Source organism: Clostridium sp. 7_2_43FAA (assembly GCF_000158375.2).
In the GTDB taxonomy this organism is placed as follows: domain Bacteria; phylum Bacillota; class Clostridia; order Clostridiales; family Clostridiaceae; genus Clostridium; species Clostridium tertium.
Genome location: NZ_JH815222.1, coordinates 2,935,847 through 2,962,618, shown reverse-complemented (window position 1 = coordinate 2,962,618; position 26,772 = coordinate 2,935,847). Strand labels below are relative to the sequence as shown.

24 protein-coding genes are annotated in these 26,772 nt (G+C 29.7%); 22 read left to right on the top strand and 2 right to left on the bottom strand.

Annotated elements, in window-relative coordinates; all coding sequences use genetic code 11:
• Positions 1-85: 85 nt before the first annotated feature.
• The 4 genes from CSBG_RS15060 to CSBG_RS15045 all read left to right on the top strand — a co-directional run bounded on the left by CSBG_RS15060 (position 86) and on the right by CSBG_RS15045 (position 5,809).
• Positions 86-907 (top strand): DUF5692 family protein, encoded by an 822-nt coding sequence (locus CSBG_RS15060; RefSeq protein ID WP_035285491.1) that lies wholly within the window; start codon positions 86-88, stop codon positions 905-907.
• Between the two features lie 224 nt (positions 908-1,131).
• Positions 1,132-3,351 carry a DNA helicase PcrA gene (gene pcrA / locus CSBG_RS15055; RefSeq protein WP_008680898.1) on the top strand — a complete coding sequence of 740 codons (2,220 nt, stop codon included), beginning with the start codon at positions 1,132-1,134 and terminating at the stop codon, positions 3,349-3,351.
• 172 nt (positions 3,352-3,523) lie between these two features.
• A complete protein-coding gene (gene ligA, locus CSBG_RS15050; RefSeq protein ID WP_008680896.1) occupies positions 3,524-5,515 on the top strand; it encodes an NAD-dependent DNA ligase LigA in 1,992 nt (663 codons plus the stop codon).
• 6 nt (positions 5,516-5,521) lie between these two features.
• A complete protein-coding gene (locus tag CSBG_RS15045) occupies positions 5,522-5,809 on the top strand; it encodes a hypothetical protein (protein WP_008680894.1) in 288 nt (95 codons plus the stop codon).
• 77 nt (positions 5,810-5,886) lie between these two features.
• Here CSBG_RS15045 and CSBG_RS15040 read toward each other — a convergent pair whose 3' ends face one another.
• Complete coding sequence (locus tag CSBG_RS15040; RefSeq protein WP_235840745.1) at positions 5,887-6,864, bottom strand: ATPase; 978 nt, start codon at positions 6,862-6,864, stop codon at positions 5,887-5,889.
• A 545-nt stretch (positions 6,865-7,409) separates the two neighbouring features.
• Here CSBG_RS15040 and CSBG_RS15035 point away from each other — a divergent pair.
• Genes CSBG_RS15035 through CSBG_RS15025 form a run of 3 tightly spaced genes read left to right on the top strand, consistent with a single transcriptional unit; the run spans position 7,410 to position 9,629 of the window.
• Positions 7,410-8,222, top strand: a complete 813-nt coding sequence (locus CSBG_RS15035; RefSeq protein ID WP_035285490.1) for a transporter substrate-binding domain-containing protein — start codon at positions 7,410-7,412, stop codon at positions 8,220-8,222.
• 50 nt (positions 8,223-8,272) lie between these two features.
• Complete coding sequence (locus tag CSBG_RS15030) at positions 8,273-8,920, top strand: amino acid ABC transporter permease (RefSeq protein WP_035286039.1); 648 nt, start codon at positions 8,273-8,275, stop codon at positions 8,918-8,920.
• Positions 8,907-9,629 (top strand): amino acid ABC transporter ATP-binding protein, encoded by a 723-nt coding sequence (locus CSBG_RS15025; protein ID WP_008680890.1) that lies wholly within the window; start codon positions 8,907-8,909, stop codon positions 9,627-9,629. Before CSBG_RS15030 ends, CSBG_RS15025 begins: the two co-directional genes overlap by 14 nt.
• Positions 9,630-9,672: 43 nt before the next feature.
• Here the strand turns inward: CSBG_RS15025 and CSBG_RS15020 are convergent, their stop codons facing one another.
• Complete coding sequence (locus CSBG_RS15020) at positions 9,673-10,410, bottom strand: GntR family transcriptional regulator (RefSeq protein WP_008680887.1); 738 nt, start codon at positions 10,408-10,410, stop codon at positions 9,673-9,675.
• Between the two features lie 236 nt (positions 10,411-10,646).
• Here CSBG_RS15020 and agaB (CSBG_RS15015) point away from each other — a divergent pair, with 236 nt between their 5' ends.
• The 15 genes from agaB (CSBG_RS15015) (at position 10,647) to CSBG_RS14945 (ending at position 26,650) form a co-directional block, all read left to right on the top strand.
• The gene (gene agaB / locus CSBG_RS15015) at positions 10,647-11,120 is read left to right on the top strand and encodes a PTS galactosamine transporter subunit IIB (protein ID WP_008680886.1); all 474 of its coding nucleotides are present in this window, start codon (positions 10,647-10,649) and stop codon (positions 11,118-11,120) included.
• A gap of 29 nt (positions 11,121-11,149) precedes the next feature.
• Positions 11,150-11,617 (top strand): PTS galactosamine transporter subunit IIB, encoded by a 468-nt coding sequence (agaB, locus tag CSBG_RS15010; protein WP_008680885.1) that lies wholly within the window; start codon positions 11,150-11,152, stop codon positions 11,615-11,617.
• A 12-nt stretch (positions 11,618-11,629) separates the two neighbouring features.
• On the top strand, positions 11,630-12,424 hold the full coding sequence (agaC, locus tag CSBG_RS15005; protein WP_008680883.1) for a PTS galactosamine transporter subunit IIC: 795 nt from the start codon (positions 11,630-11,632) through the stop codon (positions 12,422-12,424).
• Positions 12,411-13,211, top strand: coding sequence for a PTS galactosamine transporter subunit IID (agaD, locus tag CSBG_RS15000; RefSeq protein WP_008680881.1), 801 nt, complete (start codon positions 12,411-12,413; stop codon positions 13,209-13,211). Before agaC ends, agaD begins: the two co-directional genes overlap by 14 nt.
• 111 nt (positions 13,212-13,322) lie before the next feature.
• Complete coding sequence (locus tag CSBG_RS14995; protein ID WP_008680879.1) at positions 13,323-15,767, top strand: glycoside hydrolase family 36 protein; 2,445 nt, start codon at positions 13,323-13,325, stop codon at positions 15,765-15,767.
• Between the two features lie 3 nt (positions 15,768-15,770).
• Positions 15,771-17,285: a discoidin domain-containing protein gene (locus CSBG_RS14990; protein ID WP_008680878.1), complete on the top strand. Its 1,515-nt coding sequence runs from the start codon at positions 15,771-15,773 to the stop codon at positions 17,283-17,285.
• 183 nt (positions 17,286-17,468) lie between these two features.
• Positions 17,469-17,681: a DUF5808 domain-containing protein gene (locus tag CSBG_RS14985; protein ID WP_008680877.1), complete on the top strand. Its 213-nt coding sequence runs from the start codon at positions 17,469-17,471 to the stop codon at positions 17,679-17,681.
• A gap of 264 nt (positions 17,682-17,945) precedes the next feature.
• The gene (locus CSBG_RS14980) at positions 17,946-18,506 is read left to right on the top strand and encodes a glycerol-3-phosphate responsive antiterminator (RefSeq protein WP_035285489.1); all 561 of its coding nucleotides are present in this window, start codon (positions 17,946-17,948) and stop codon (positions 18,504-18,506) included.
• Positions 18,507-18,597: 91 nt separating this feature from the next.
• Positions 18,598-19,353, top strand: a complete 756-nt coding sequence (locus CSBG_RS14975) for an MIP/aquaporin family protein (RefSeq protein ID WP_008680875.1) — start codon at positions 18,598-18,600, stop codon at positions 19,351-19,353.
• Between the two features lie 27 nt (positions 19,354-19,380).
• Positions 19,381-20,871, top strand: coding sequence for a glycerol kinase GlpK (gene glpK, locus CSBG_RS14970; protein ID WP_008680874.1), 1,491 nt, complete (start codon positions 19,381-19,383; stop codon positions 20,869-20,871).
• 496 nt (positions 20,872-21,367) lie between these two features.
• Positions 21,368-23,881, top strand: coding sequence for a tetratricopeptide repeat protein (locus CSBG_RS14965; RefSeq protein ID WP_008680873.1), 2,514 nt, complete (start codon positions 21,368-21,370; stop codon positions 23,879-23,881).
• Positions 23,882-24,165: 284 nt separating this feature from the next.
• Positions 24,166-24,471, top strand: a complete 306-nt coding sequence (locus CSBG_RS14960; protein ID WP_035286035.1) for a PTS lactose/cellobiose transporter subunit IIA — start codon at positions 24,166-24,168, stop codon at positions 24,469-24,471.
• A 37-nt stretch (positions 24,472-24,508) separates the two neighbouring features.
• Positions 24,509-24,841: a hypothetical protein gene (locus tag CSBG_RS14955; RefSeq protein WP_008680869.1), complete on the top strand. Its 333-nt coding sequence runs from the start codon at positions 24,509-24,511 to the stop codon at positions 24,839-24,841.
• A gap of 70 nt (positions 24,842-24,911) precedes the next feature.
• Complete coding sequence (locus CSBG_RS14950) at positions 24,912-25,223, top strand: PTS sugar transporter subunit IIB (RefSeq protein WP_008680867.1); 312 nt, start codon at positions 24,912-24,914, stop codon at positions 25,221-25,223.
• Positions 25,224-25,288: 65 nt separating this feature from the next.
• Positions 25,289-26,650 (top strand): PTS sugar transporter subunit IIC, encoded by a 1,362-nt coding sequence (locus CSBG_RS14945; protein WP_008680866.1) that lies wholly within the window; start codon positions 25,289-25,291, stop codon positions 26,648-26,650.
• Positions 26,651-26,772: the final 122 nt, after the last annotated feature.

Here is a 26,772-nt window from a genome sequence, read left to right as displayed (position 1 = left end):
AGAGAATTATTGACGATTATAGTACAAAAGTGTAAAATTATAACAAGAGAAATATATGCACAATATACAATTAGGGGGAGTTATAATGAAAACTATACCATGGTGGCAATATTTGCTTTCAATGACAGCTTATATTGCTATTTTATATTTATTGGTTGAATTAGCTAGAAAGTATCTTAAGACAACTACAGTTATAGGTATCTTAGCTGTATTAGCATTTCCGTTATGGTTTAAAACTTTTGGAGATAATTGGTTTAGGCTTGGAAAAGTGTTACTAGTTGTTATTCCAACTTGTTTTGTAAACATTTGTAGAATGAGCAACAAGTATAAGGGTAAGGGAATAGAGGCTTTAAAGAGAAATTGGGTGTTTTGGGTATTATATGTTGTTCTTTTCTTAAACATACTGGAAGCTTCTATAAAAGATCTTACTTTAGGAAATTATTTAAACTTTGCAGCTGGAATGTTATGCGCAATAACAATACCACTTCCACCAAAGTATTGGAAATTTGGATCTAAGGAAGGCTGGGCAGAACTAATTTGTGATATTCCATTAATGTGGTGTTTATTTTATACTACATGGAATGCAGGATTTGTTTATGCTGAGAATACAGGATATTTTGCAAGTTCAATATGTATATTAATAGTTCCAGAAATTTATTCTTTAATAAGAAAAAGATCAGATTTATGGTTACATGCTAGAGTTTATACATTAGCAATTCATATATTTATAAGAGCTACCTTTGGAGATATATTTGCTCCTATTATGGGATCAGATGCATGGAGAAATGAGAGTATAATTCCTATAATAGGAATGTTTAATTTAGTATTTGGAATAATATATACAATATGGTGGTTTAAAAAAATAAGTAGTGAAAAGAATAAAAATATGAATACTTTAACTGCTTAAGATTTTTATGTTTTGTTATTAATTCATGTTTAAATTAAAAAAATTAACTTGGAAGTTGAAATAAGTGTGAAAATAGATATACTAGAATTTTAAAATAGTATATCTATTTTATTTATGTCCACTTATATATTTCAAATTACTATAATCTAATTAATGCTTTTAGGCAACAATATAAAAGATATGTATGTTATAATATGTTAGTAATAGGAAAGGAGTCTGTACAGATGGATTTAAAGTCATTACTTAACAAAGAGCAATATGAAGGGGCTACTACTATAGAAGGTCAAGTATTAATATTAGCAGGAGCTGGTTCAGGTAAAACCAGAGTTTTGACACATAGAATGGCTCATATGATAGACGATTTAGGAATTTTACCATATAAAATATTAGCTATTACCTTCACTAATAAAGCTGCAAAGGAAATGAAGGATAGAGTTAAAGCTTTAATAGGTGAAAGAGCAGAGGATATGTGGATATCTACATTTCACTCAACTTGTGTAAGAATACTTAGAAGAGAAATAGAAAAGCTAGGATATAAAAAGAGCTTTACAATATATGATACTTCAGATCAAAAAACACTTATAAAAGAGTGTATGAAAGCTTTAAATATAAATGATAAAGATATAACTGAACAAGAAATCATGAGTAAAATAGGTAAGGCTAAGGATAATATGCAAAGTCCTGCAAGCTTTATGAGAGAGCACGAAAGTAATTTTAGAGAAAAGAAAATAGCAGATGTTTATGAAATGTATCAAAAGAGATTAAAAGAAAATAATGCTTTAGACTTTGATGATTTAATATTTAAAACTGTAGAGCTATTTAAACATGATAAAGAAACTTTAGAATTCTATCAAAGAAAATTCCAATATATTATGGTAGATGAGTATCAAGATACTAATAAAGTTCAATATGAATTAATTAGACTTTTAGCAGATAAATACAAAAATGTATGCGTGGTGGGAGATGATGATCAGTGCATCTACCAATGGAGGGGCGCAGATATAAGAAATATATTAGATTTTGAAAAAGATTATCCAGATGCAAAAGTTATAAAGCTTGAGCAAAATTATCGTTCAAAAGGAAATATATTAGATGCTGCTAATGTTGTGATTGTAAATAATGCAAATAGAAAAAGTAAGGTTTTAAGAACTGAACAAGAATCAGGAAATAAAATAAAAATTTATAGAGCTTATTCAGATAGTGATGAAGGAGATTTTGTTGCAACTCAAATAAATAAAATAAAAGAAGAAGAAAATAAAAGCTACAAAGATTTTGCAATTCTTTATAGAACTAATGCTCAATCACGTATATTTGAAGAAAGCTTAAGAAGAAAAGCTATTCCTTATAAAATTTTAGGTGGAACAAGATTCTATGATAGAAAAGAAATTAAAGATATGATTTCATACTTAAAAGTATTAGTTAACCCAACTGATAGTATAAGCTTAAGAAGAATTATAAATGTTCCAAAGAGAGGTATTGGAGATGCAACTGTAAATAAAGTAGTTGATTTTGCAGATGATTATGAATTACCTTTATGGGATGCATTAAGCACAGTAAGAAATATTCCAACTCTTACAGCAAGAAATTGTGGCGGAATAGAAATATTTATGGAAATGATGGATAAGTTCATGGAAATGAGCGAAATAATGCCTGTATCAACATTGATAGAAACTATATTAAAGGAAACAGGTTATATATCAGAACTTGAAAAATCAAAAGAAATAGAAGACAAGAGTAGAATAGAAAACTTAAAGGAATTAGTTTCAGATGCCGTTGATTTTGAAAGAAGTAGTGAAGATAAAAGTCTTTCAGCTTATTTAGAAAAAGTATCATTAGTTCAAGATACAGATAAGCTTCAAGAAGAAGAAGATACTATAGTTCTAATGACTGTTCATAGTGCAAAGGGATTAGAGTTCCCAGTAGTATTTATGGTTGGTATGGAAAATGGAATCTTCCCAGGTAATGCTTCATTTGAAAGTGATGCTGAAATGGAAGAGTCAAGAAGATTATGTTATGTTGGTATAACTAGAGCAAAAGAACAATTATTCATGACTTCAGCAGAAGTTAGGAGACAATTTGGTAGAACTGTTGCATATCCACAATCAGATTTCATTGCTGAAATAAAAGGTGATTTAAAGGAATATGTTTCAGGAAACAACTCAGCACAAAGTGCAAGAGCTACAATGTTCCCAAGAGAAAATAAATTTAGTAATCCGCATAGCTTAAGAGGCAATTCAATGCAAAAGCCAAAAGCACAAACTATACAATCATCTGTTTCAAGTGATGATGTAACAATAGGAAGAAAAGTAAAGCATAGTAAGTTTGGTATTGGAACAGTAGTATCAATAGCAGATTCAGGAAGTGATAAAAAACTTACAATAGCCTTTGATAACCAAGGTGTAAAAATACTTATGCTTTCATTAGCAAACCTGGAATTAATGTAGTATTTTACAAAGTAAAATAGTGAAAGAATGAAAAAATTAAGGAAAAAATCCTTACAGGATTTTAGAATAAAGTATAATTTATATTAATTTTAAGTTTTACGAAGCAAAACAACCTCAATTCTTTCACTCTTTAATTCTTTCATTTTTCCATTACAAGAAAGGTGTGTTTTATTTGGATAAGAAACAGCGAATAGAAGAGTTAGTAAATGAATTAAATAGATATGCATATGAGTATTATTCATTAGATAATCCTTCAGTTTCTGATAAGGATTATGACAAGAAGTATGATGAACTTAAAAAGTTAGAAGAGGAAACAAATTATGTTCTTCCGTACTCACCTACTTTAAGAGTTGGAGATAGGGTATTAGAAGGTTTTAATAAGTATACTCATAAGGCAAGACTTTGGAGTTTAGATAAGGCTCAAAGCTTAGAAGAATTAAAAGATTGGCATAATAGAAATCTTAAATTTATTAGAGAGATGAATTCAAGAGGAGAAGATCTACCAGAGCCTAGGTATGTACTTACTAAAAAGTTTGATGGGTTAACTGTTAACTTAACTTATGATGAAAATGGAATATTAGCATCTGCTGCTACAAGAGGAAATGGAGAAGTAGGGGAAGAGGTTTCAGCTCAAGTTAAAACTATAAAATCAATACCATTAAAGATAAATAACGATGATTTATTTGAAATTCATGGTGAAGCCATAATGACTACAGAGGCTTTTGAAAACTACAATAAAAATGCAGATGTGCCACTTAAAAATTTAAGAAATGGTGCTGCTGGAGCGTTAAGAAATCTAAATTTAAAAGAAACGGCTAAGAGAAACTTATCAGCATTTTTCTATGATGTAGGATATAAAGAAGGTGAAGGCTTTAAGACTTATGAAGAGATGTTAAACTTCATAAAAGATAAAGGGCTTCCAATGGATGATTATATAAGGTATTGTACAACTATTGAAGAAATAGAAAAAGAAATAGATTATATTAGGGAAATAAGATTTGATTTAAATTACGATATTGATGGAGTTGTTATTGCTATTGATGATATAAGAACTAGAGAATTAATGGGATATACAGTGAAATTCCCAAAGTGGGCAATAGCATATAAGTTTGAAGCACAAGAAGCTACAACAAAGTTAGTTGATGTAGAATGGAATGTTGGTAGAAGTGGAAGAGTAGGGCCTACTGCTATATTAGATCCTATAGATTTAGCAGGAGTAACTGTAAAAAGAGCAACTTTAAATAATATAGATGATATAAGAAGAAAAGGTGTAAGAATAGGAGCAGAAGTTTTTGTAAGAAGGTCTAATGATGTTATTCCTGAAATAATGGGAGTGGTAACTGAATCATTAGAAGGAACAGAAGAAATAAATGTTCCAGAAGTTTGTCCAGCATGTGGGGCACATCTTGTACAAAATGGAGTGCATTATTTTTGTGAAAACACTCTTTCATGTAAACCTCAAATGGTTAAAACTATTGTTCACTATGCATCAAGGGATGCTATGAATATTGAAGGATTTTCTGAAAAAACAGCTGAACAATTATTTGAGAAGTTAGATATTAAATCTATAGCAGATTTATATAAGCTGCAAAAGGAAGAATTATTGCAATTAGATAAATTTGGACCAAAGAAGGCACAAAACTTATTAGATGCAGTTGAAAAGAGTAAGGATTGTGAACTCTATAGATTTATATATTCATTAGGGATTCCTAATGTTGGAGTTAAAACTGCTAAAGATTTAGTAAATAAATTTAAGTCTTTAGAAGGTTTGAAAAGTGCTAGTTTTGATGATTTAGTATCAGTACAAGACGTAGGAGGCATAGTAGCTAAATGCGTATTAGAGTTCTTCAAGGAAGAAAAAGCAGTAAATACAATAAATGAGCTTTTAGAACTTGGAGTTAATCCGAAGTTTGAAGAAAAACAAATAATCTCAAGTCCTTTTGAAGGAAAGACGGTTGTTGTAACAGGAACGCTACAAAATTATTCTAGAGGCGAAATAAAAGCAAAGTTAGAATTATTAGGTGCGAAGGTTTCAGGAAGCGTAAGTAAGAAAACAGACTTTGTAATAGCTGGAGAAGAAGCAGGATCAAAGTTAGACAAAGCTATTGAACTTGGAGTAAAGGTCTTAAATGAAGATGAGTTTGAGGATATAATAAAGGAGTAAAAAAGAATGGATAAATTTAGAGTTAAGGATATTTTTACAATAATATGTACCTTAGCTGCAATATCGACAAGTGTAATTATAGTCCTTACATTCTTAACAACATATCATTTCATAAATAATATGCCTATATTTAATTCATATCTGTTGCTACAAATTGGTATATGTGTAACTATGATATTATGGGCAATAAGATTTTTTCTATATAGAAAAGGAAGAGAAAGATATATATATACATCGGTGTGTATAATAATTTCAATTATAAGTTTATTTTTTGTAATGAACTCAGTGAAATAAAGTTTGCTAGATAAAATAACTAAAAGGAGAAGTAGCATTATAGGGTGTTACTTCTCCTTTTTTCATAACTATTATTTTTACTGAGGGATGTATTTTTCAAATTTTTGAATTACTTCATCATAGATTTTGTCTAATGTTTTAAAATCTATTGCATTTATATAATAAGATTCTAAGTCATCATGAAGTTTATGTGCTTCAGAAATAAAGTGTAAGGCTTTATTAGTTAATTCATAAAAGATTTTTTTATCATAATCCACGTCTTCTTTATTACTTAAAAGTACAGATTTATTACAGTAATCTTCAATATTATATACTTTTCCATCGAAAGAGTTTTGACTAATTTCATTTTCTGTTACTACACATGTAGAAATTTCAGGTATAATAATATGCTCTATTCTTTCAGGAATAAAAGGATCATGCATATATTCCACGAAGTAGCCTTTCTTTTGAGCAAGCTTACCTATTTCGGTTAAAATGGTAGTTTTGCTAAATCCAGGTCCGCCTTTTAATACAAACTTATGCTTTAAATCAAATGTAAGTTCCTTAGCAAAGGTGATTATTCCATCAGGTGTAAAAGCCGTTGCAAATAAATGTCGTTCATCACCAAAGCCAGCTTTTTGCTTATTAAATATTTCTTCTTTCAAGCTTTCTGTTATAGTGACTATTTTACTATAATCTAAAGCTTTGGAGTTTAATTTACTCCAATCATCATGAACAGATTTTGCTGAATATAGGAATCTGTAAGCTCTTTGAAAGTTGTTGCTAATATTCTTACAAACATCGATAATTTCCCTCTTGTGCAAAGAAAGATCATCAGTGTTAAGGGCAACTCCCATATTAAGAATTTCATCAACAGCACCTGGATGAATTGGATCAACCATATGAGGGGAAGTTCCATCAAGAATAGCTAATCCGAGTTCTTTTATAACAACACCATCTAGGGAATTACTGTCAGAAGAGCAGTGATGATATTCTATTGTATATCCTTTATCCTTAAAATGAGTAGCTACTTTTTTCATTAAAGAAGATTTTCCTGTACCAGGACCACCTTTCATACAGATAATCCTATTTGCATCTTCCTGTGTGAGAATGTACTTATAAAAAGAATAAAATCCTTTGTGAGTGTTTCCCCCAGGAAAGAGATGTCTTTCTTTTGAATGTGTCAACTATATCACTCCTAAATATTGTTTTTCGGTTAAGTTTTAATAATAATATATGTATTTATTAGAAAAATGAAACATTATAATTAAGTTTTATTTGAGTTACAAAAAGAGTAGGGTTAACTGAAACATAAATAATTGGATAATATTATCCTAGTGTTAATTATGCAAACTATACATATTATGTATAATTAATAACTAACAACTTTTAATTATGCATAAAGTTTCAATGAATAAAAAGACAAAAAAATTATGAAAATTTATTTTCATAAGTAAAATATGCTGATTTCTTTAATATTTTTATTAAAATACTATAAAAAATAAAAAATATTAAAAAAATATAAAAAAGGTATTGAATAAAAATGAATAATGGGTGTATAATTATACTATCATAATTAAAGAGAGAATGTATATTTAATCATAAAGAGGGGGATTTAATAATGAAAAAAGGAATTATAAAGAAGATATTAGCTGTAACAATTGTTGGGGTTATGGGACTAGGGTTGATAAGCTGTGGAGCAAAAAAGGATAAGCTATCAGCAATAAAAGACTCAGGAAAATTAGTAGTAGGGTTAAGTGCTGATTATGCACCATATGAATTTCATATTTTAGATGAAAATGGACAAGATCAAATTGTTGGATTTGATGTTGATATAGCAAAAGAAATAGCAAAAGACCTTGGAGTAGAATTAGAACTACAAGATATGAATTTTGAAAACTTAGTAGCTGGAGTTTCTTCAGGCAAGATTGATTTAGCTATATCAGGAATGACACCAGATGAAGAAAGAAAAAAAGCAATAGATTTTTCAGAGATATATTATGTAGCTGAACACGGTATGTTAGTAAGAGCTGAAGACAAGGATAAATATAAAACTTTTGAAAATTTAAAAGGACAAAAGGTTGGAGCGCAAATGGGGGCTATTCAAGCGAAAATTGCAGAAGAAAAAGTTCCAGAAGCAGATCTTCAATTACTTTCAAATGTTAATGATTTAGTTCTTGCTTTAAAAGGTGGGAAAATTGAGGCTTTAGTAGTAGAGTTGCCAGTTGCAGAAATGATAGTTAAAAATAATCCAGAACTTATAATAGCAGAAGAAAAAGTAAAAGATACTGAAGGTGGATCAGCAGTTGGAATTCAAAAGAATCAAGAAGCTTTAGTTGAACAAATAAATTCAACAATTAATAGAATTAAAGAAGAAAAATTGTTAGATCAATTTATTATAGAAGCAAATGAATTAGCAGAAAAGCAAAAATAGTAAGGAGAGTGTAAGCTTTGACATTAGATTTTAGTGTATTAGCTGGAAATATGCAGTATTTCTATACTGGTATTAAGTGGACAATATTAATATCACTTTTAAGTGTTTTATTTGGAGTTATATTTGGTGCATTATTAACTCTTATGAAAAGATCAAAATTTAAAATTGGGAAGGTAAAGCCTTTAAGTATAGTAGCAACAGCCTATATAGAAATTATTAGAGGAACACCAATGTTACTACAAATTATGTTGGTTTATTATGGATTCGATCAATTATTGAATATAAATATGGATCCTCTACCAGCTGGTATAATAGCAGTTTCTTTAAATTCAGCTGCATATGTTTCTGAAATTATAAGAGCAGGTATAGATGCTGTAGATAAAGGGCAATTAGAAGCTGCAAGAAGTTTAGGTATGAATCAATTTATGGCAATGAAGCTTATAATAATACCTCAAGCAACTAAGAATATATTACCTGCTATAGGTAATGAATTTGTTACAGTAATAAAGGAATCTTCAATGGCATCTGTAATAGGAGTTGGAGAAATTATGTATAGTGCAAAAGTTATTACAGGAAAAACTTTTAGAGCATTTGAACCTTTAATTGTTGCAGCTGTATTCTATTTTGTTATTACATTTACACTTGGAAGAGTTATGAATTATATAGAAAGGAGAATGAAGGCTAGTGATTCACGTTAATAATTTACACAAATATTTTGGAGACAATGAAGTTTTAAAAGGCGTTAATGATCATATAAAAAAAGGTGAAGTTGTTGTTGTAATAGGGCCTTCAGGATCTGGTAAAAGTACTTTTTTAAGATGCTTAAATTTATTAGAAGAGCCAACTAAAGGTGAAATAATATTTGAAGGACAAAATATAACAGATAAAAATATTGATATAAATAAAATAAGAGAAAAGATGGGAATGGTGTTCCAACAATTTAATTTATTCCCTCATAAGACAGTATTAGAAAATATAACAATAGCACCTATAAACGTAAAGAATAAATCAAAAGCTGAGGCTGAAAAAATTGCTAAAGATTTATTAGTTAAGGTTGGATTATTAGAAAAAGCAAATGCATATCCAGCATCATTATCTGGAGGACAAAAGCAAAGAATAGCAATAGCAAGAGCTTTAGCTATGGAACCAGATGTTATGTTATTTGATGAACCAACATCTGCTTTAGACCCAGAAATGGTTGGAGAAGTTTTAAATGTTATGAAGAATTTAGCTAAAGAAGGAATGACTATGGTTGTAGTAACACATGAAATGGGCTTTGCTAAGGAAGTTGGAGATAGAATATTATTTATGGACGGCGGAAATATAGTAGAACAAGGAACTCCAGAAGAAATGTTCACAAATGCTAAAAACTCAAGAACTATAGATTTCTTATCTAAGGTATTATAAAAATAAAAACAGTTTTACAATGTTGTAAGACTGTTTTTATTTTTTATAAGGGTAGGTTATTTCCTAGATAATTGCGAGATAGATCGGTTTTAAATATATATTTATCCCCTCTTATAATAGATACTGTATATTGAATTAGTATATAGTTTTCATATGAGAATCTCTCTAACATTGTACAAGGATCCTTAGAAGAAATTTTTAATAAATCACACTGCCAATATCTTGGAAGTACTGGCCTAAAGGTTTCTACAACTCTATCTAATTGTAAATCATATTTTTTAGTAAGATATGAAGCCATTGATCCTTTTTCTATTTTCCCAATTTCTATATGATAAAATCTATTTTGAGGAAGATAAATGGTTTCAATCATTATTGGGCAAGAGTCGGCAAACCTCAAACGAATTATCTTGTGAAATATTTCATTACACTTCCTTCCTAATTTAGAAGCTAGTACATCATTAATCGAAACTAATTCATGTCCAATTATTACGTTACTGACATTTATATTTTTATTTCTTAGCTCATCTGTAAAAGAATAAAATTTAAATAAGTTCTGTTCATAAACTATTGGTTTTACAAAGGTTCCCTTTCCTTGGACTGTATATATATATCCATTAAATTTTAAATGATTAAGAGCCTGTCGTATTGTAGATCTACTTACGTGATAACGTTCGCACAAAGCTCGCTCTGATGGGAGCGATGAGTTCTCGTTAAAATTCCTTTGTTCTATACTAGAAAGAATTTTTTCAGAGATATCTACATAAAGAGGTTTCTCAGCCATAAAATCACTCCTTAAAGCAAAAGTTGTTAATTTAAATTATATACTAACTTAGTATGTAATTGAAATAAGAAGATTAGATACAAATGATACTACTGGTATATATTTCAATTAAATACAATTTATAAAAGTGGTTCATAATTATTCAAAAGTATTGTAAATAATAAATGAATAAATATAATTAAGTCATACAGCAAATGTAAATGAATACATAAATTTGGGTTAGGAGGAAGGGACAAGTGAGTAAACCAAATATAGTATTAACAAGGGTAGATAATAGACTGGTTCATGGGCAAGTGGGATTAACATGGACAACGTCATTAGGGGTTAACTTAGTTATAGTAGCTGATGATAAAATTTTGGAAGATAAATTTCAGCAAGATTTAATGAGAGTAATAACAAATACAGCAGGAGTAAGTATAAGATTCTTTACGATAGACATGACTATTAAAGCTATACCAAAGGCAAGTGAAAGACAGAAGATATTTTTGGTTTGTAGAACATTAGAAGATGCAAGGCGATTAATAGAAGGAGGTGTTCCAATAGAAGAATTAAATATAGGAAACTTACATTTTGTAAAAGGAAAAAAAGCGATAAGTAAAAAAGTATATGTCAATGATAAAGATTTAGAAGACTTAGAGGCTATAAAGAGTACTAAAATAAAAATATTTATTCAAGATGTTCCAGGAGATATTAAAGAGTATATTAAATAAAATAAAGAAAGACAGAGGGGGAATTATTAATGCCAAATATATTACTAGTAAGGATAGATAATAGATTAGTACATGGACAAGTTGGAATAACGTGGACTACTTCTTTAGGAGCAAATTTAATTGTTGTAGCAGATGATTTAAGTGCAAAGGATCCATTACAACAGCAACTGATGAGAATTACAGCAGAATCTTCTGGGGCTGGAATAAGATTTTTCACTATTGAAAAGACAATAAATATAATTCATAAAGCTTCTCCTGCGCAAAAGATATTTATAGTATGTAGAACACCAAATGAAGTAAGAGCATTAGTAGAAGGTGGGGTTCCTATAAAAGACGTAAATGTTGGAAATATGCACTTTGATAAGGGAAAGAGACAAATTAGTAAGAAGGTTTATGTTGATGATAAAGATTTAGAAGATTTAAGATTTATAAAGTCAAAGGGAATAAATGTATTTATACAAGATGTTCCTGGAGATATTAAAGAAAATATAAAATAGGGAGGATTTATAATGCAAAGTATTACTTTAATTCAAGGTATCCTTTTGGCAGTAATGGCGACTATAGTAGGAATTGATTTTTGGTTAGAAGGATTATTTATTTTTAGACCTATCATAGTATGTACACTAACAGGAATTATTTTAGGGGATTTACAATTAGGATTATTAGCGGGAGGACTTACTGAATTAGCATTTGCAGGGTTAACACCAGCAGGGGGAACACAACCCCCAAATCCAGTTTTAGCAGGAGTTATGACAACTGTTATAGCATATACTACTGGAAAAGATGCGGCTACAGCAATTGGACTTGCATTACCATTTAGTTTCTTAATGCAATATGTAATTTTATTTTATTATTCAACATTTTCTTTCTTTATGAATAAGGCAGATAAATTTGCAGACGATGCTGATATAAATGGATTAATTAAGTTAAATATATTAACTACTTTAATAGTAGCATTAACTTATGGAGCAATAGTATTTTTATCTGCATACGTAGCACAAGATGCTATGCAATCTTTAGTAAATTCAATGCCATCTTGGCTTACTCATGGATTTGAGATAGCGGGAGGAATATTACCAGCAGTTGGATTTGGAATGTTATTAAAGGTAATGTTAAAGAAGCAATATATACCATTTCTAATAGTAGGATTTGTTGTAGCTTCATTTGTACAATACTCTAACTTATTACCAGTAGCGGTAATTGGAGCTGCATTTGCTTTATTTACTTACAATCTTGATAAGGATAGGGAAAGCTTAATAGTTAAATCAAATAATGAAGGAGATGATTTAGGTGAAGGAATCTAAGAAAGTATTGACTAGAAAAGATATTACTAAGCTTGGTCTTATGTCATCATTTTTACAGGCGAGTTTTAATTATGAGAGAATGCAAGCAGGTGGATTTACAGTAGCACAACTGCCATTTCTTAAGAAAATATATAAGAATGATAAGAAAGCTATATCAGATGCAATGAGTGATAATCTTGAGTTTATAAATACACATCCAAATTTAGTTGGATTTTTGATGGGATTACTTATTTCTTTAGAAGAAAATAATGAAGATAGAAGTATTATTAAAGGATTAAAGGTTGCTTTATTTGGACCATTAGCAGGAATAGGAGATGCAATATTTTGGTTTACTTTATTACCAATAGTTGCAGGGATAAGTGCTTCTTTTGCAATGGAAGGTAGTGTGCTTGGACCAATAATATTCTTTACTGTATATTTAATAGTATTTATATTAAGAATTGCTTGGACTCATTTAGGGTATAATTTAGGAGTTAAAGCTATAGATAAAATAAAGCATAATTCAAAAGTTATAGGAAAAGCAGCAACAGTTTTAGGAGTAACAGTAATAGGTGGATTAATAGCATCTTATGTAAAAATAAATGTTTTAACAAATATAGTTGTTAATGAAAGTAAAACAGTATCATTACAAACTGACTTTTTTGATAAGATATTCCCTAATATTTTACCATTAGGATATACATTATTAATGTATTTCTTAATAAAAAATAAGAAAATTAGCCCAGTAGTACTTATTTTCTCAACATTCATAATGTCTATATTACTTTCATTCGTTGGAATTTTATAGTTAAGTAAATAAATTAAAAACTATCCTTTTGCTTCTTAGTGTTTCTTAAATATCTAAGATAGTCTTTGGGGTAGTTTTGTTTTTATAAATTATTTATAGGGAGGAATAAAAATGAAAAAAAGAATTTTAGCTACTTTTATTACAGCTATGTGTGGACTGGGATTTTTTTCAAACTGGACTTCAAGTAATGCTTATAATTTAATTGATAATATTAGTGTTGAAAAATTAGATACTGATATTTCACAAGCAAATGAAAATGTTTTTTTGAATGGAAATGGAATTGCTTTAGAAGTAGATAATAGAGGCGCTACATGTATTTATCTAGTAGATGAAAATGGAGTTAAAACAAAAGCTACGACTTCTTTAGATACAGCAGATTTTTCAGGTTATCCAATAATAGGTGGACAAAAGATAAGAGATTTTGTAATTATATCAAAAAATCTAGAAGAAAACATAAACTCGATATTAGGTGTTGGAAATAGACTTACTATTATATCTAAAAGTTCATCTACTAATCTGATAAGAAAGATAGTATTTGAAACATCTAACAGCAATCCAGGAGCAATATATTCAACAGTAAGTTATAAAGCAGAAAGTAACGATTTATTAGTAGATAGCTTTCATGAAAATGAGTATACAATGAGTTTAGGGCAAGGACCTTTTCTTGCATATCAAGGGTGTGCAGATCAACAAGGAGCAAATACTATCGTTAATGTTACTAATGGATATAACCATAATAGTGGACAAAATAATTATTCTGTAGGAGTTCCATTTAGTTATGTTTATAACTCTGTGGGGGGGATTGGAATAGGTGATGCATCAACTTTAAGAAGAGAATTTAAGTTGCCTATTATAGGAAAAGATAATACAGTTTCATTAGGAATGGAGTGGAATGGACAAACTTTAAAAAAAGGTGCTGAAACTGCTATAGGTACAAGTGTTATAACTGCAACAAATGGTGATTATTATTCTGGACTAAAGAGTTACGCAGAAGTTATGAAAGATAAGGGAATATCTGCACCAGCTTCAATACCTGATATAGCATATGATTCTAGATGGGAAAGTTGGGGATTCGAATTTGATTTTACAATAGAAAAAATAGTTAATAAATTAGATGAACTTAAAGCGATGGGGATAAAACAAATTACTCTAGATGATGGGTGGTACACTTATGCTGGTGATTGGGAATTAAGTCCTCAAAAGTTTCCAAATGGAAATGCAGACATGAAATATCTTACAGATGAAATCCATAAAAGAGGAATGACAGCTATTTTATGGTGGAGACCAGTAGACGGAGGGATAAATAGCAAATTAGTATCTGAACATCCAGAGTGGTTTATTAAGAACTCACAAGGGAATATGGTTAGGTTACCAGGGCCTGGAGGTGGAAATGGAGGAACAGCAGGATATGCATTATGTCCAAATTCAGAAGGTTCAATTCAACATCATAAAGATTTTGTAACTGTGGCATTAGAAGAATGGGGATTTGATGGATTCAAAGAAGATTATGTATGGGGAATACCTAAATGCTATGATAGTTCTCATAAACACTCAAGTTTATCAGATACATTAGAAAATCAATATAAATTCTATGAAGCTATATATGAACAGTCCATAGCGATAAATCCAGATACTTTTATAGAATTATGTAATTGCGGAACACCTCAGGATTTTTATTCAACACCATATGTGAACCATGCACCAACAGCAGATCCAATTTCGAGAGTACAAACAAGAACAAGAGTGAAAGCATTTAAAGCTATATTTGGAGATGATTTTCCAGTAACAACAGATCATAATTCAGTTTGGTTACCGTCAGCATTAGGTACAGGATCAGTTATGATTACTAAACATACAACATTAAGTAGCTCAGATAGAGAACAATATAATAAATACTTCGGACTTGCAAGAGATTTAGAATTAGCAAAGGGAGAATTTATAGGAAACTTATATAAATACGGAATAGATCCATTAGAGTCATATGTTATAAGAAAAGGAGAAGATATTTATTATTCATTCTACAAAGATAATTCTAGTTATTCAGGAAATATAGAAATAAAGGGATTAGACAGTAACGCCACATATAGAATTGAAGATTATGTTAACAATAGAGTTATTGCTAGAGGAGTAAAGGGACCAACAGCGACTATAAATACAAGCTTTACTGATAATTTATTAGTTAGAGCAATACCAGATGATACACCAGCAGAGGTTACTACATTTGATGTTGGAAATAATACAATATTATCATCAACAGATAGTGGAAATTCTAAGTATTTAAATGCTGTTTCTACTACATTAGAAAAGACAGCAACAATAGATAGTTTAAGTATTTATATAGGAAATAATTCAGAAAATGGCAAACTACAAATTGCTATTTATGACGATAATAACGGGAAACCTGGTACTAAAAAAGCTTACGTAGAAGAGTTTGTTCCTACTAAAAATAGTTGGAATACAAAGAAGGTTGTAAATTCTGTTACATTACCTTCAGGGCAATATTGGTTAGTTTTCCAACCTGATAACGATGTACTACAAACAAAAACTAATCCATAATCCATGAAACAAAGTGCTAACAATAATCCATATAATTATAATATATTACCAAATTCATTTCCTATTGGAACAGGATATAATGCTTATAAAGGCGATGTATCTTTCTATGCAACCTTTAAAGAAGCAAGCAGTCAAGCAATTCCTCAAAATTCTTGGGCTCTAAAATATGTAGATAGTGAAGAAACTACAGGCGAAAATGGAAGAGCTACAAATGCTTTTGATGGTAATAATAATACTATTTGGCACACAAAATATAGTGGCGGAAACGCTGCACCAATGCCGCATGAGATTCAAATTGATTTAAGAGGAGTATATAATATAAATCAAATTAATTATCTACCAAGACAAGATGGAGGAACCAATGGTACAATAAAGGACTATGAAGTTTATTTAAGTTTAGATGGAGTGAACTGGGGACAACCTATATCAAAAGGAACCTTTGAATCAAACTCTACAGAAAAAATAGTAAAATTCAACGAAACAAAATCTAGGTATGTAAAACTTAAAGCTCTGTCAGAAATTAATAATAAACAATTTACTACAGTAGCTGATTTAAAGGTATTTGGATGGGAGATATCCAAAATAGAAAAACCATTACAAAATGCTGAAACTTATTTGAATATACCAACTTATGATGGATTAAATCAAAGTACTCATCCAGATGTCAAATATTTTAAAAATGGTTGGAATGGATATAAATATTGGATGATAATGACTCCAAATAGAACAGGTAGCTCAGTTGCTGAAAATCCTTCAATACTAGCATCTGATGATGGAATAAATTGGGAGGTTCCTGCAGGTGTTACAAATCCTATAGCTCCAATGCCACAAGTAGGACATAATTGTGATGTTGATATGATATATAATGAAGCAACTGATGAGTTATGGGTGTACTGGGTAGAATCAGATGATATAACAAAAGGATGGGTTAAATTAATAAAATCAAAGGATGGAGTAAATTGGAGTTCTCAGCAAGTGGTAGTTGATGATAATAGGGCAAAATATAGTACTTTATCACCATCTATAATATTCAAAGATAATAAATACTATATGTGGTCAGTTAATACAGGAAATAGTGGTTGGAACAATCAAAGTAATAAAGTTGAATTAAGAGAATCAAGTGACGGAGTAAATTGGTCAAATCCAACAGTTGTAAACACATTAGCTCAAGATGGTTCTCAAATATGGCATGTAAATGTAGAATATATACCATCAAAAAACGAATATTGGGCTATATATCCAGCATATAAAAATGGAACAGGTAGCGATAAAACAGAATTGTATTATGCGAAATCAAGTGATGGAGTAAATTGGACAACTTATAAGAATCCTATATTATCAAAAGGAACATCTGGTAAATGGGATGATATGGAGATATATAGAAGTTGTTTTGTGTACGATGAAGATACAAATATGATAAAGGTTTGGTATGGAGCTGTGAGTCAAAATCCACAAATATGGAAAATAGGTTTTACTGAAAATGATTATGATAAGTTTATTGAGGGTTTAACACAATAATATCTTTAATAAAAGGAGTAAGAATATAGTATAAAATTACTTTTTCAACTCCTTTTATCTTTTTTGTAGTACTAATTAAATATTTTTACAAAATATACAAAAAGTTATTCTATTTTATTATAATATAAAATAGAATGCTAATAGAGGTGTAGTAAAGAAAGGATAAGTGGAGGTAACTTTCTAATGAATAAAGATAATGATTCGAAGTATTGGAAGTTTGGTATCTTTTACTACAATCCAGAAGATCCTTCTGAAGTTGTTGATAGAAAAAATGGAAAAGGGGTAACTATTAACTTTGCTCAAAAAGAAGGAAGACGTATATTTGGATTTATTTTAATTCTAGCATTTATAGGAATTATGATTGCAATTCTTATTGCATGCTTAAGCAAATATTAAATCTTTTATTAAAAATATGTAGTAAAATACAAATAATAGTGATAGAATAAAAATATGGAAAATAAAAGTACAATAAATTGAATATTAAGTGCAAGAGATAATAGAGTTAAGCACAAATTTGGGATACACCCTCTTTTTTGCTAAGCTCTTTTTTGTTTAATATCTATTTATTTAAATTAATAATTATTATATTTGCTAGTTTCATATGATGCTGATATAATTATTATACTATTGTAAATGATTACAAAAGGGGTAGGGGATGAAATGAATAATTTTAAAAGGATTTTAGAAGATAATCCAATAGTAGCAGCTGTTAAGGATGAGAAGGAATTAGACTTAGCTTTACAAAGTGATATACAAGTTATTTTTATTTTATTCGGAGACATATTAAACATTAAAAATTTAAGTGAAAAGATATTTAAACATAGAAAAATTGGAATTTTACATGTTGATTTAGTTGAGGGAATTTCTAGTAAAGAGATAGCTTTAAAATTTATTAAAGAAAATACAAAGTTTCAAGGAATAATTAGTACAAAACCTCAAATGATAAGAATGGGAAAAAAGCTTGGATTTATAGCTATTCAGAGAGTATTTATGATAGATAGTTTATCTAAAGAAAATATGAAGAATCATTTAGTAGAAGAATGTGATGCAGTAGAAATTCTTCCAGGATTACTTTTTAAGATAATTAAGGAGCTTTCAGTAAGCCTTAATAAACCTTTAATAGCTGGTGGATTAATTTCTGATAAAGAAGACGTGATGGAAACATTAAAAAGTGGTGCAACATGTATATCTACAACTAAAAAAGAAATTTGGTATATGTAGAAATGGAGAATTGGAGAGAAAGCTACATAGGATTGTTTTTTGCGATCTTATGTAGTTTTTTTATAAAAAATTTAATAAAGGGGAGAGCAAAATGCAAGCTTATTTTTCAGAATTCATAGGTACTCTTATTTTGATATTACTTGGTAATGGGGTAGTAGCAAATGTAGTGCTTAGAAAGACTAAGGGTAATTCTTCAGGTTGGATTGTAATTACAGCAGGATGGGGGTTCGCTGTAGCAATAGCAGCCTATATTACAGGATGGATGGGGGGAGCTCATCTAAATCCAGCAGTAACTATTGCACTAGCTTCATCAGGTTTATTCGAATGGAGTCAAGTACTAGGATACATCATCAGCCAAATGTTAGGGGCAATGGCTGGAATGCTTGTTGTTTATCTTAACTACAAATTACACTATGATGAAACTTCAAATGGAGAGGACGTTAGAGGAACATTTTGTACAGCACCAGCAATAAGAAGCAATCTTTATAATTTCATTTGCGAATTTACTGGCACTTTTGTATTATTAATAGGAATAAGAGGAATAACTTATAGTGAAGTGTTTAAAACTACTTTCCAAAGTTCAGGGGGAGAAATAATAGGAACAGTAGGAATTATGGGATCATTTTTAGTTGGTATCTTAGTCTGGGCAATAGGCTTATCCCTTGGTGGTACAACAGGATATGCTATAAATCCAGCTAGAGATTTAGCACCAAGAATAGTACATGCTATCTTACCTATGAAGAATAAAATTGATTCAGATTGGAGTTATGCTTGGATACCAGTTTTGGCACCTATACTTGGAGGAGTTTTTGGAAGCTTAGTATTTGATTTTATTATTAAGTTATAGAATTTTAATTTAAGGGGAGAGATGATTATGGGAAAGTATATTATAGCATTAGATCAAGGAACAACAAGTTCAAGAGCAATTGTATTTGATAAGGAACAAAATATAATAGGGATAAGCCAAAAGGAATTTACACAAATTTATCCTAAAGAAGGATGGGTTGAACATGATCCAGTAGAAATATGGGCAACTCAATATGGAGTTCTTCAAGAAGTTATAGCAAAAACTAATGTAGATAGAGATGAAATTGCAGCTATAGGTATAACAAATCAAAGAGAAACTACAATTGTTTGGGAAAAGAGCACAGGAAAGCCTATTTATAATGCAATAGTATGGCAATGTAGAAGAACAGCTGATATATGTGATAATTTAAAAACTAATGGATGGGAAGATTATATTAAGAAAAATACAGGATTAGTTGTAGATGCTTATTTCTCAGGAACTAAAATAAAATGGATACTTGATAATGTAGAAGGTGCAAGAGAAAAAGCTGAAAGAGGAGAACTTTTATTTGGAACTGTAGATACATGGCTTGTATGGAAGTTAACTAATGGTAAAGTTCATATTACAGATTACACTAATGCATCTAGAACTATGCTTTATAACATAAAAGACTTAAAATGGGATGAAAAAATATTAGAAGAATTAGATATACCTAAATCAATGCTACCTGAAGTTAGAAATTCATCTGAAGTTTATGGGCATGTAAATCTTGGTGGTAACTCAGATGTTCCTATAGCAGGTATTGCAGGAGATCAACAAGCAGCTTTATTTGGTCAAACTTGTTTTGAAAAGGGTGAAGCAAAAAATACTTATGGAACAGGATGCTTCTTATTAATGAATACAGGAGAAGAAATGGTAGAAAGCAAAAATGGACTTTTAACTACTATAGCAATAGGGATTGATGGAAAAGTTCAATATGCTTTAGAGGGATCTGTATTTGTTGGTGGTGCTGTTGTTCAATGGCTTAGAGATGAACTTAGAATAGTAAACGATTCAGCTGATACTGAATACTTTGCGTCTAAAGTTGATGATAATGGAGGAGTTTATATAGTGCCAGCCTTTGTTGGTCTTGGAGCACCTCATTGGGATATGTATGCTAGAGGAGCAATACTTGGATTAACTAGAGGAAGTAACAGAAATCATCTTATAAGGGCTGCTCTTGAATCAATAGCATATCAAACAAGGGATCTTATAGATGCAATGAAAGAAGATGTAGGATCTGACCTTAAGAATATAAAAGTAGATGGAGGAGCAAGCAGAAACAAATTCTTAATGCAATTCCAAGCAGATATATTAGGAAAGAATGTTATAAGACCTATAATATCAGAAACAACAGCTCTAGGAGCAGCTTACTTAGCAGGTATTGCAGTAGGTTTCTGGAAGGATAGAGAAGAAGTTAAACAGTTCTGGCATATGGCTGATGAATTTGAAGCTAAGCTTGATAAAGAAAAAGTTGATAAATACTATAAGGGATGGAGAAAAGCAGTTAAGAGATCATTAAGCTGGGAAGAAGAATAGACAATATAAAGGTAAAGATAACTAGATATGTTCCATAAGCTAGATAGTTGTGCAAAGAAGTACTAGGCTTGGAAAAACTACTATGCCAAGAGTTTTGGTTAACTCGCTAAGCTCAAACAATTAAGCAACACTAAGGCCTAGTAGTTTTTCTTTCGCCAAGTACTTCTAATTGCTCGCTATATGCTTATTTCACATTCTCGCTATCTTTATTATTTTATATTTTTAATCAAATATTTAAAAAGTGAAAGAATGAAAGAGTTAAGGAAAAAATCCTAAACTTTTCACTCTTTCACTTTTAACTTTTCACTCTTCCTGTGCTTTTGTAGAGTAATCTATAAATAAACAACCTCATTTCATAATTCAGATTGTCTGAATTATCTCCTTAAATCTTTCATTTTTTAAATCTTTCATTCTTTCATTACTAATAAGTTCTATAAAAATTTTCCTATAAATAAAATATAACTAAGAAATTAAATAGATAGTTTATGGGGGAATGATGAAACTTAAATTTGACTTCAATTTTTTATTACTTGAATTTAGAGATTTATATTATATTTTGAACAAAATAGCAGAGGAAAAAGATTTTAAAATAATATGCTCAAGGCTAGAAAAAGTAATCAAGCAAATAATCATAACAATACACTTAAATAATAAGTTGTTTTATAATAGTGAGAATTCATTGGTAGAAAATATTGAATATTTATCTAGAAAAGATATAATTCCATATGATCTTATGAAGTGTCTAGTTAATTATGTGGAGGACTTATATTATATAAGGGATATATTAGATGATAATGATGTAAGTATGGATAAGAAAAAAGAGTTTGCAGAATTGTTAAATAATCAAAAGGTTATTTATGAAATCTGCGTTTGGCTAGTTATTAATTGTGGAGAAGAGGATTATTCTTTATTCTATGATAAATTAGCAGAATATGAAAAAAAGATATTTGATAAGTATTTAAACTATGATGAATTAGATGAAGAAAATGATGAGATTGATTTATTAAATTCAATAAATTCAATTGAATATGAAGAAGATTATGGTGAGGACGAAGAGATTAATTCAGTAGAAGAATACTTATTAGCTGGAGAGCTATATTATTTAGGAAAAAATGTTGAAAAGGACTATTATAAAGCAAGGGAATGTTTTGAAAAAGCAGCAGAAGAGGGGAATGAATATGCGGAAAGTTATCTTGGGCTGTTTTGGGAAAAGGGTTATGGAGGAGAAAAAGATATAGAAAAAGCTTTATATTGGTATAAGAAAGCAGCTTTAAAGGGAAATGCATTTTCTCAATATTCATTAGGGTATATCTATTTTACAGGAGAAGTAGTAGAGCAAAATTTAGAGTATTCATTTAAATGGTATAAGGAAGCAGCAGAAAATGGATTTGCTCCGGCCCAATATGCACTATCATATCTTTATAAGAATGGAGAAGGTTGTGAGAAAAATATATTTAAGGCATATTATTGGTTAGAAGAGTCAGCAGAAAATGATTTTGAAGACTCTTATTATATTTTAGGACAATCTTATTTAGAAGGTAATGTTATAGATACTAATTATAAAAAAGCTTTCTTTTATTTATCAAAAGGTGTAGAAAAAGATGATATGAATTGTCTGGAGAGTCTAGGGGATATGTATTATTGGGGGCTATATGTAGATGAAGATAGAGAAAAAGCATTTTCACTATATTATAAAAGTATAGAGGAAGGTAATATATCTCTATATTATAAGATTGGCAAGCTATATGAAGAAGATAATAATCTAAAAATGGCATTGGTAAATTATTTAAAAGGTCATAATAATGGAGATTTAAAATCAACTCAGCGACTTGGAATAATGTACTATAATGGAGATGGAGTTAATATAGATAAGAAAAAAGCATTAACTTACATGAAGACAGCCATAGAAAGTGAAGATCCTCACTCTTTGTATGTTATTGGAGTTGCATATTTAAATGATGATAGGGAAAAGGGATTAGAATATTTAAAAAAGGCTTATAAAAAGGGATCTCATTATGCAGCAGAAGCCCTTGCAAGTGAGTATTTAATTGATTTATTAAAAGAAAAAGAAATAGATGAAGATGAATTACTAGAATGTATAAATTATGCTATGGAAAATGATATGATAGAGGCTATATATTATTATGGATTAATTCATGTATATGGAGTTGGAGTAGAAAAGAATAGTCAAGAAGCTTTTAAGTATTTTATAAAGGCTGCTGAAAAGGGATCTCAAAAAGCAATGATAAAGCTTGGAAATTGGTATAAGCATGGAATATTCGTTAAGGCAAATTCAAAGGAAGCTATAGAGTGGTATAAAAAAGCAGCTGAAGAGTATAATGCAGAAGCATTATTAAATATAATAGAAATTCATGAAAAGGGTATAGGAATAGATAAAGAGCCCGAAAAGGCTTTAGAAGGAGCATATCTTTTAAGAGAAATTAATATAGTTGAAGGAAATCTTAAACTTGCTTACTATTATTCAAAGGGAATAGGAGTAGAGATATCTAATAGCAAAGCCAATGAATATATAGAAGAGTTATTAATTTTAGATGAAGGTAAGGCATATAATTTATTAGGTGAATTATCAGAAGAGAAATTATTTAATAAAAATGAAGAAGATGCGATTGAATATTATCTTAAAGCTATCTCATTAGGAGAATTAAAAGCATATTCAAATCTAGAATATTATCTATATATGAGAGGAAGAAAAATAGATGAATTTGAAGATTTAATATATAGTATAGATAAAAAAATTTATAGATTCGATCAAGGAAAAAGTACATTTATAGAAGGAAAAAATGAGATAATAAAAGGGAAACAGGAAAATAATAGTGAGTTGATTAATAATGGAATTAAGAAGTTAAAGAAAAGTATTCATTTAGGATTTTATGATGCTATAAAAGATATTGTTGATTATTATGAAAATGAAGAAAAAAGCAAAAATAACTTAATTGAATTATATAAGTATAAGCAAAAGATGGTATATTATGGGCAATTAGAAGGTTGAAAAAATAAAATATAATAAAATAAATGTATAAGAAATGAATAATTTATAAATATCTTAGCTTTTAAATAAAATTAATAAAAGAGAAGTTCAATGAACTTCTCTTTTATTAATTTTAATATCTATTATAATTTGTCAAATGTAGTTAGAATATGTTTTTAAAATGTAATTTCAAAAGATAAAAAAAAATATTGAAATAAAAATATAATAGTGTATAATAAAGTTATAATAAATTGTAATAAATGGTATATAAGTAAAAAAATGAATGAGGTGATACGTTGGAAAATATGGAAGGCATTATTTTTGAAATAATTAGTCAAGGTGGAACAGCTAAAGGGTTAGCATATGAAGCATTAATGGCTGCTGAAAGGGGAGACTTTAATAAAGCAGGTGAATTAATGAAAGAAGCTGATGCTTATTTAGGACAAGCTCATAAAATACAAACAAATATAATTCAAGCAGAAGCAAGAGGAGAAAAAACAGAAGTCTCAGTATTATTTGTTCATGCTCAAGATCATTTAATGACAGCTATTGAAGCTAAAACATTAATAGATCATATAATAAAGCTACACAAGAAAATAGAGGGTAAATAAAGTTGCCTATTAATTGTTAAAAGAGGTAATAAAAATTATGAGAAAAGGTTTTAATGTTAGCGAATTGCAAGCTAAAAAGACAGACTATAGTATACCGACATTTGGATATAAAAGTGCATTAGTTATACTTTTAGGAGCTGTAATTTCAACTATTATAATACCAAGTATATTAAGTGTATTAGGTATAAGCAATAGTTTTAGTATTTTGATAGGAAATACATTTATAACAAGCTTTTCAATTTCTTATGCTAGATATTTTATTGAAAGTAGAAAAGGCTTTTGCAAGGGGTTTTGGCTTAACTATTTATTCTTTGCTGTATCCTTTGCAATAATTTCGTATTTATGGGGATATTTAAATTTCTATCTTTAATATAAACAATGTAGCTATAAAGAAAATGAAAACGTTTATTTTATGTAATTTATTTTAGGAGGAATTATTTATGAAAGTTTTATTTGTATGTTCACAAGGAATGTCTAGTGCTATAGCAGTAAATGCACTGAAGAAAGAAGCAGAAAAAAATGGCGTAGATATTGAAGTAAAGGCTGTAAGCACACAGGAATTTGAAGAAGAAGTTAAGAGTGGATATGATGTTGCAATGGTAGCACCACAAATTAGGCACCGCTTTGATTATTTAAAGGAATATGCAGATGCTGCTAATGTTCCATGCCAACTAATACAGCCTCAAGCTTATAGTCCATTAGGTGGACCTAAATTATTTAAACAAGTTAAAGAACTTGCAGAAAGTAAATAGGAGTATGCAAGTTTTAATATAACTCTAAATTATTATAATATTATTATTTAAGGAGGAATTAAATTATGAGCAGTTTTGCTAATTTCTTAGACAAGAAATTATCTACGCCTATGGCAAAACTAGCAGAGCAACGTCATCTACGTGCTGTGCGAGACGGTATTATAGCTACTTTACCATTAATTATTGTTGGGTCCTTTTTCTTAATTATCGCAAATCCACCATTACCACAAAGCTGGGGGATTTATAAAACCCTAAAGGCTAATGCAGCTACAATAGTACTACCATATAGAATGACAATGTATATTATGACAGTATATGCTTGTTGGGGTATAGGCTATAGCTTAGCAAAATCTTATAAACTTGATGGAGTTACTGGAGGAACATTATCAGCGGCAGCATTTTTATTAACACTTGTTCCCAAAAGTGTAGGTGCTTTGGCTCCTGAGTTAATGGAAATAATTAATGGAAATCCAGATCTTTTAAAATGGTATCAGGGAGTTCCACAAGGATTCCAAATGCCTATGGCAAACATGGGTGGAGGCGGAATGTTTGTTGGTATTATAGTATCAATACTAGCCGTTGAAATATTTAGATTTACAAATAAAAGTGGATTTAAAGTTTCAATGCCTGAACAAGTTCCACCATCAGTTGCAAGAAGCTTTGAAGCTTTAACACCTGCAGCAATTATAGTTTTATTAATTGGTTCAATAACATATTATTTACAATTTGATTGGCATGGATTTATTGGGAAAATAGTTACCCCACTTGTAAAAGCAAGTGATACATTACCAAGTGTTTGGATATTGGCAATTTTACAAGATTTCTTCTGGTCATTTGGTATTCATGGTGCTTCAGTAGTTGGATCTATTGCAAGACCAGTATGGTTAATTTTATTAGAACAAAACTCAGCTGCAGCAGCAGCGGGAGCTCCTTTAACAGCAATAGCAGCAGAACCTTTCTTCCAATGGTTCTTATATATTGGGGGATCAGGATGTACTATAGGTTTAATTTTAGCTTTAGCGTTTGGAGGTAAATCTACTTACGGTAAGCAAATAGGTAGGGCAGCTTTAGTACCGGGTATATTTAATATAAATGAACCGATAGTGTTTGGGGCTCCGATAGTATTAAATCCAACATTAATTATACCTTTTATAACTGTACCATTAGTTACAGGTACCTTAGCATGGTTTGCTACCACATTAGGACTAGTCAATAGAGTTCAATTGATTGCACCTTGGACATTGCCAGGACCGATTGGGGCTTATTTAGCTACAGGAGGAGACTGGAGAGCTGCAGTATTAAATGTAATTTGTATTTTAATATCAATAGCTTTATATTATCCATTTGTTAGAATTTATGACAAGAAATTATTAGCAGAAGAAAAAGGTGAAACTTTAGAAGTTGAAAGTAGAAGTGCAAATTTATAATATGAAAAAATTAAAAAATGGTGAAGAATTCACCATTTTTTAAAATTAAGATATTAATCTTAATATAGTAGAAAGATTTATTAAAATTAAATCTTTCTACTTTTTTTATATTATAAGTAATT

Bases quoted from the DNA above. Each gene is read 5' to 3' on its own strand.
- pcrA (WP_008680898.1), top strand. From the start codon at position 1,132: ATGGATTTAAAGTCATTACTTAACAAAGAGCAATATGAAGGGGCTACT.
- CSBG_RS14995 (WP_008680879.1), top strand. From the start codon at position 13,323: ATGAAAAAAAGAATTTTAGCTACTTTTATTACAGCTATGTGTGGACTG.
- CSBG_RS14965 (WP_008680873.1), top strand. From the start codon at position 21,368: ATGAAACTTAAATTTGACTTCAATTTTTTATTACTTGAATTTAGAGAT.
- CSBG_RS14950 (WP_008680867.1), top strand. From the start codon at position 24,912: ATGAAAGTTTTATTTGTATGTTCACAAGGAATGTCTAGTGCTATAGCA.
- CSBG_RS14985 (WP_008680877.1), top strand. From the start codon at position 17,469: ATGAATAAAGATAATGATTCGAAGTATTGGAAGTTTGGTATCTTTTAC.
- agaB (WP_008680885.1), top strand. From the start codon at position 11,150: ATGCCAAATATATTACTAGTAAGGATAGATAATAGATTAGTACATGGA.
- CSBG_RS15020 (WP_008680887.1), bottom strand. From the start codon at position 10,410: ATGGCTGAGAAACCTCTTTATGTAGATATCTCTGAAAAAATTCTTTCT.
- CSBG_RS14990 (WP_008680878.1), top strand. From the start codon at position 15,771: ATGAAACAAAGTGCTAACAATAATCCATATAATTATAATATATTACCA.
- glpK (WP_008680874.1), top strand. From the start codon at position 19,381: ATGGGAAAGTATATTATAGCATTAGATCAAGGAACAACAAGTTCAAGA.
- CSBG_RS14955 (WP_008680869.1), top strand. From the start codon at position 24,509: ATGAGAAAAGGTTTTAATGTTAGCGAATTGCAAGCTAAAAAGACAGAC.
- CSBG_RS15030 (WP_035286039.1), top strand. From the start codon at position 8,273: ATGCAGTATTTCTATACTGGTATTAAGTGGACAATATTAATATCACTT.
- CSBG_RS15060 (WP_035285491.1), top strand. From the start codon at position 86: ATGAAAACTATACCATGGTGGCAATATTTGCTTTCAATGACAGCTTAT.
- agaC (WP_008680883.1), top strand. From the start codon at position 11,630: ATGCAAAGTATTACTTTAATTCAAGGTATCCTTTTGGCAGTAATGGCG.
- CSBG_RS14980 (WP_035285489.1), top strand. From the start codon at position 17,946: ATGAATAATTTTAAAAGGATTTTAGAAGATAATCCAATAGTAGCAGCT.
- CSBG_RS14960 (WP_035286035.1), top strand. From the start codon at position 24,166: ATGGAAGGCATTATTTTTGAAATAATTAGTCAAGGTGGAACAGCTAAA.
- CSBG_RS15035 (WP_035285490.1), top strand. From the start codon at position 7,410: ATGAAAAAAGGAATTATAAAGAAGATATTAGCTGTAACAATTGTTGGG.
- CSBG_RS15040 (WP_235840745.1), bottom strand. From the start codon at position 6,864: ATGAAAGGTGGTCCTGGTACAGGAAAATCTTCTTTAATGAAAAAAGTA.
- CSBG_RS15045 (WP_008680894.1), top strand. From the start codon at position 5,522: ATGGATAAATTTAGAGTTAAGGATATTTTTACAATAATATGTACCTTA.
- CSBG_RS14975 (WP_008680875.1), top strand. From the start codon at position 18,598: ATGCAAGCTTATTTTTCAGAATTCATAGGTACTCTTATTTTGATATTA.
- CSBG_RS14945 (WP_008680866.1), top strand. From the start codon at position 25,289: ATGAGCAGTTTTGCTAATTTCTTAGACAAGAAATTATCTACGCCTATG.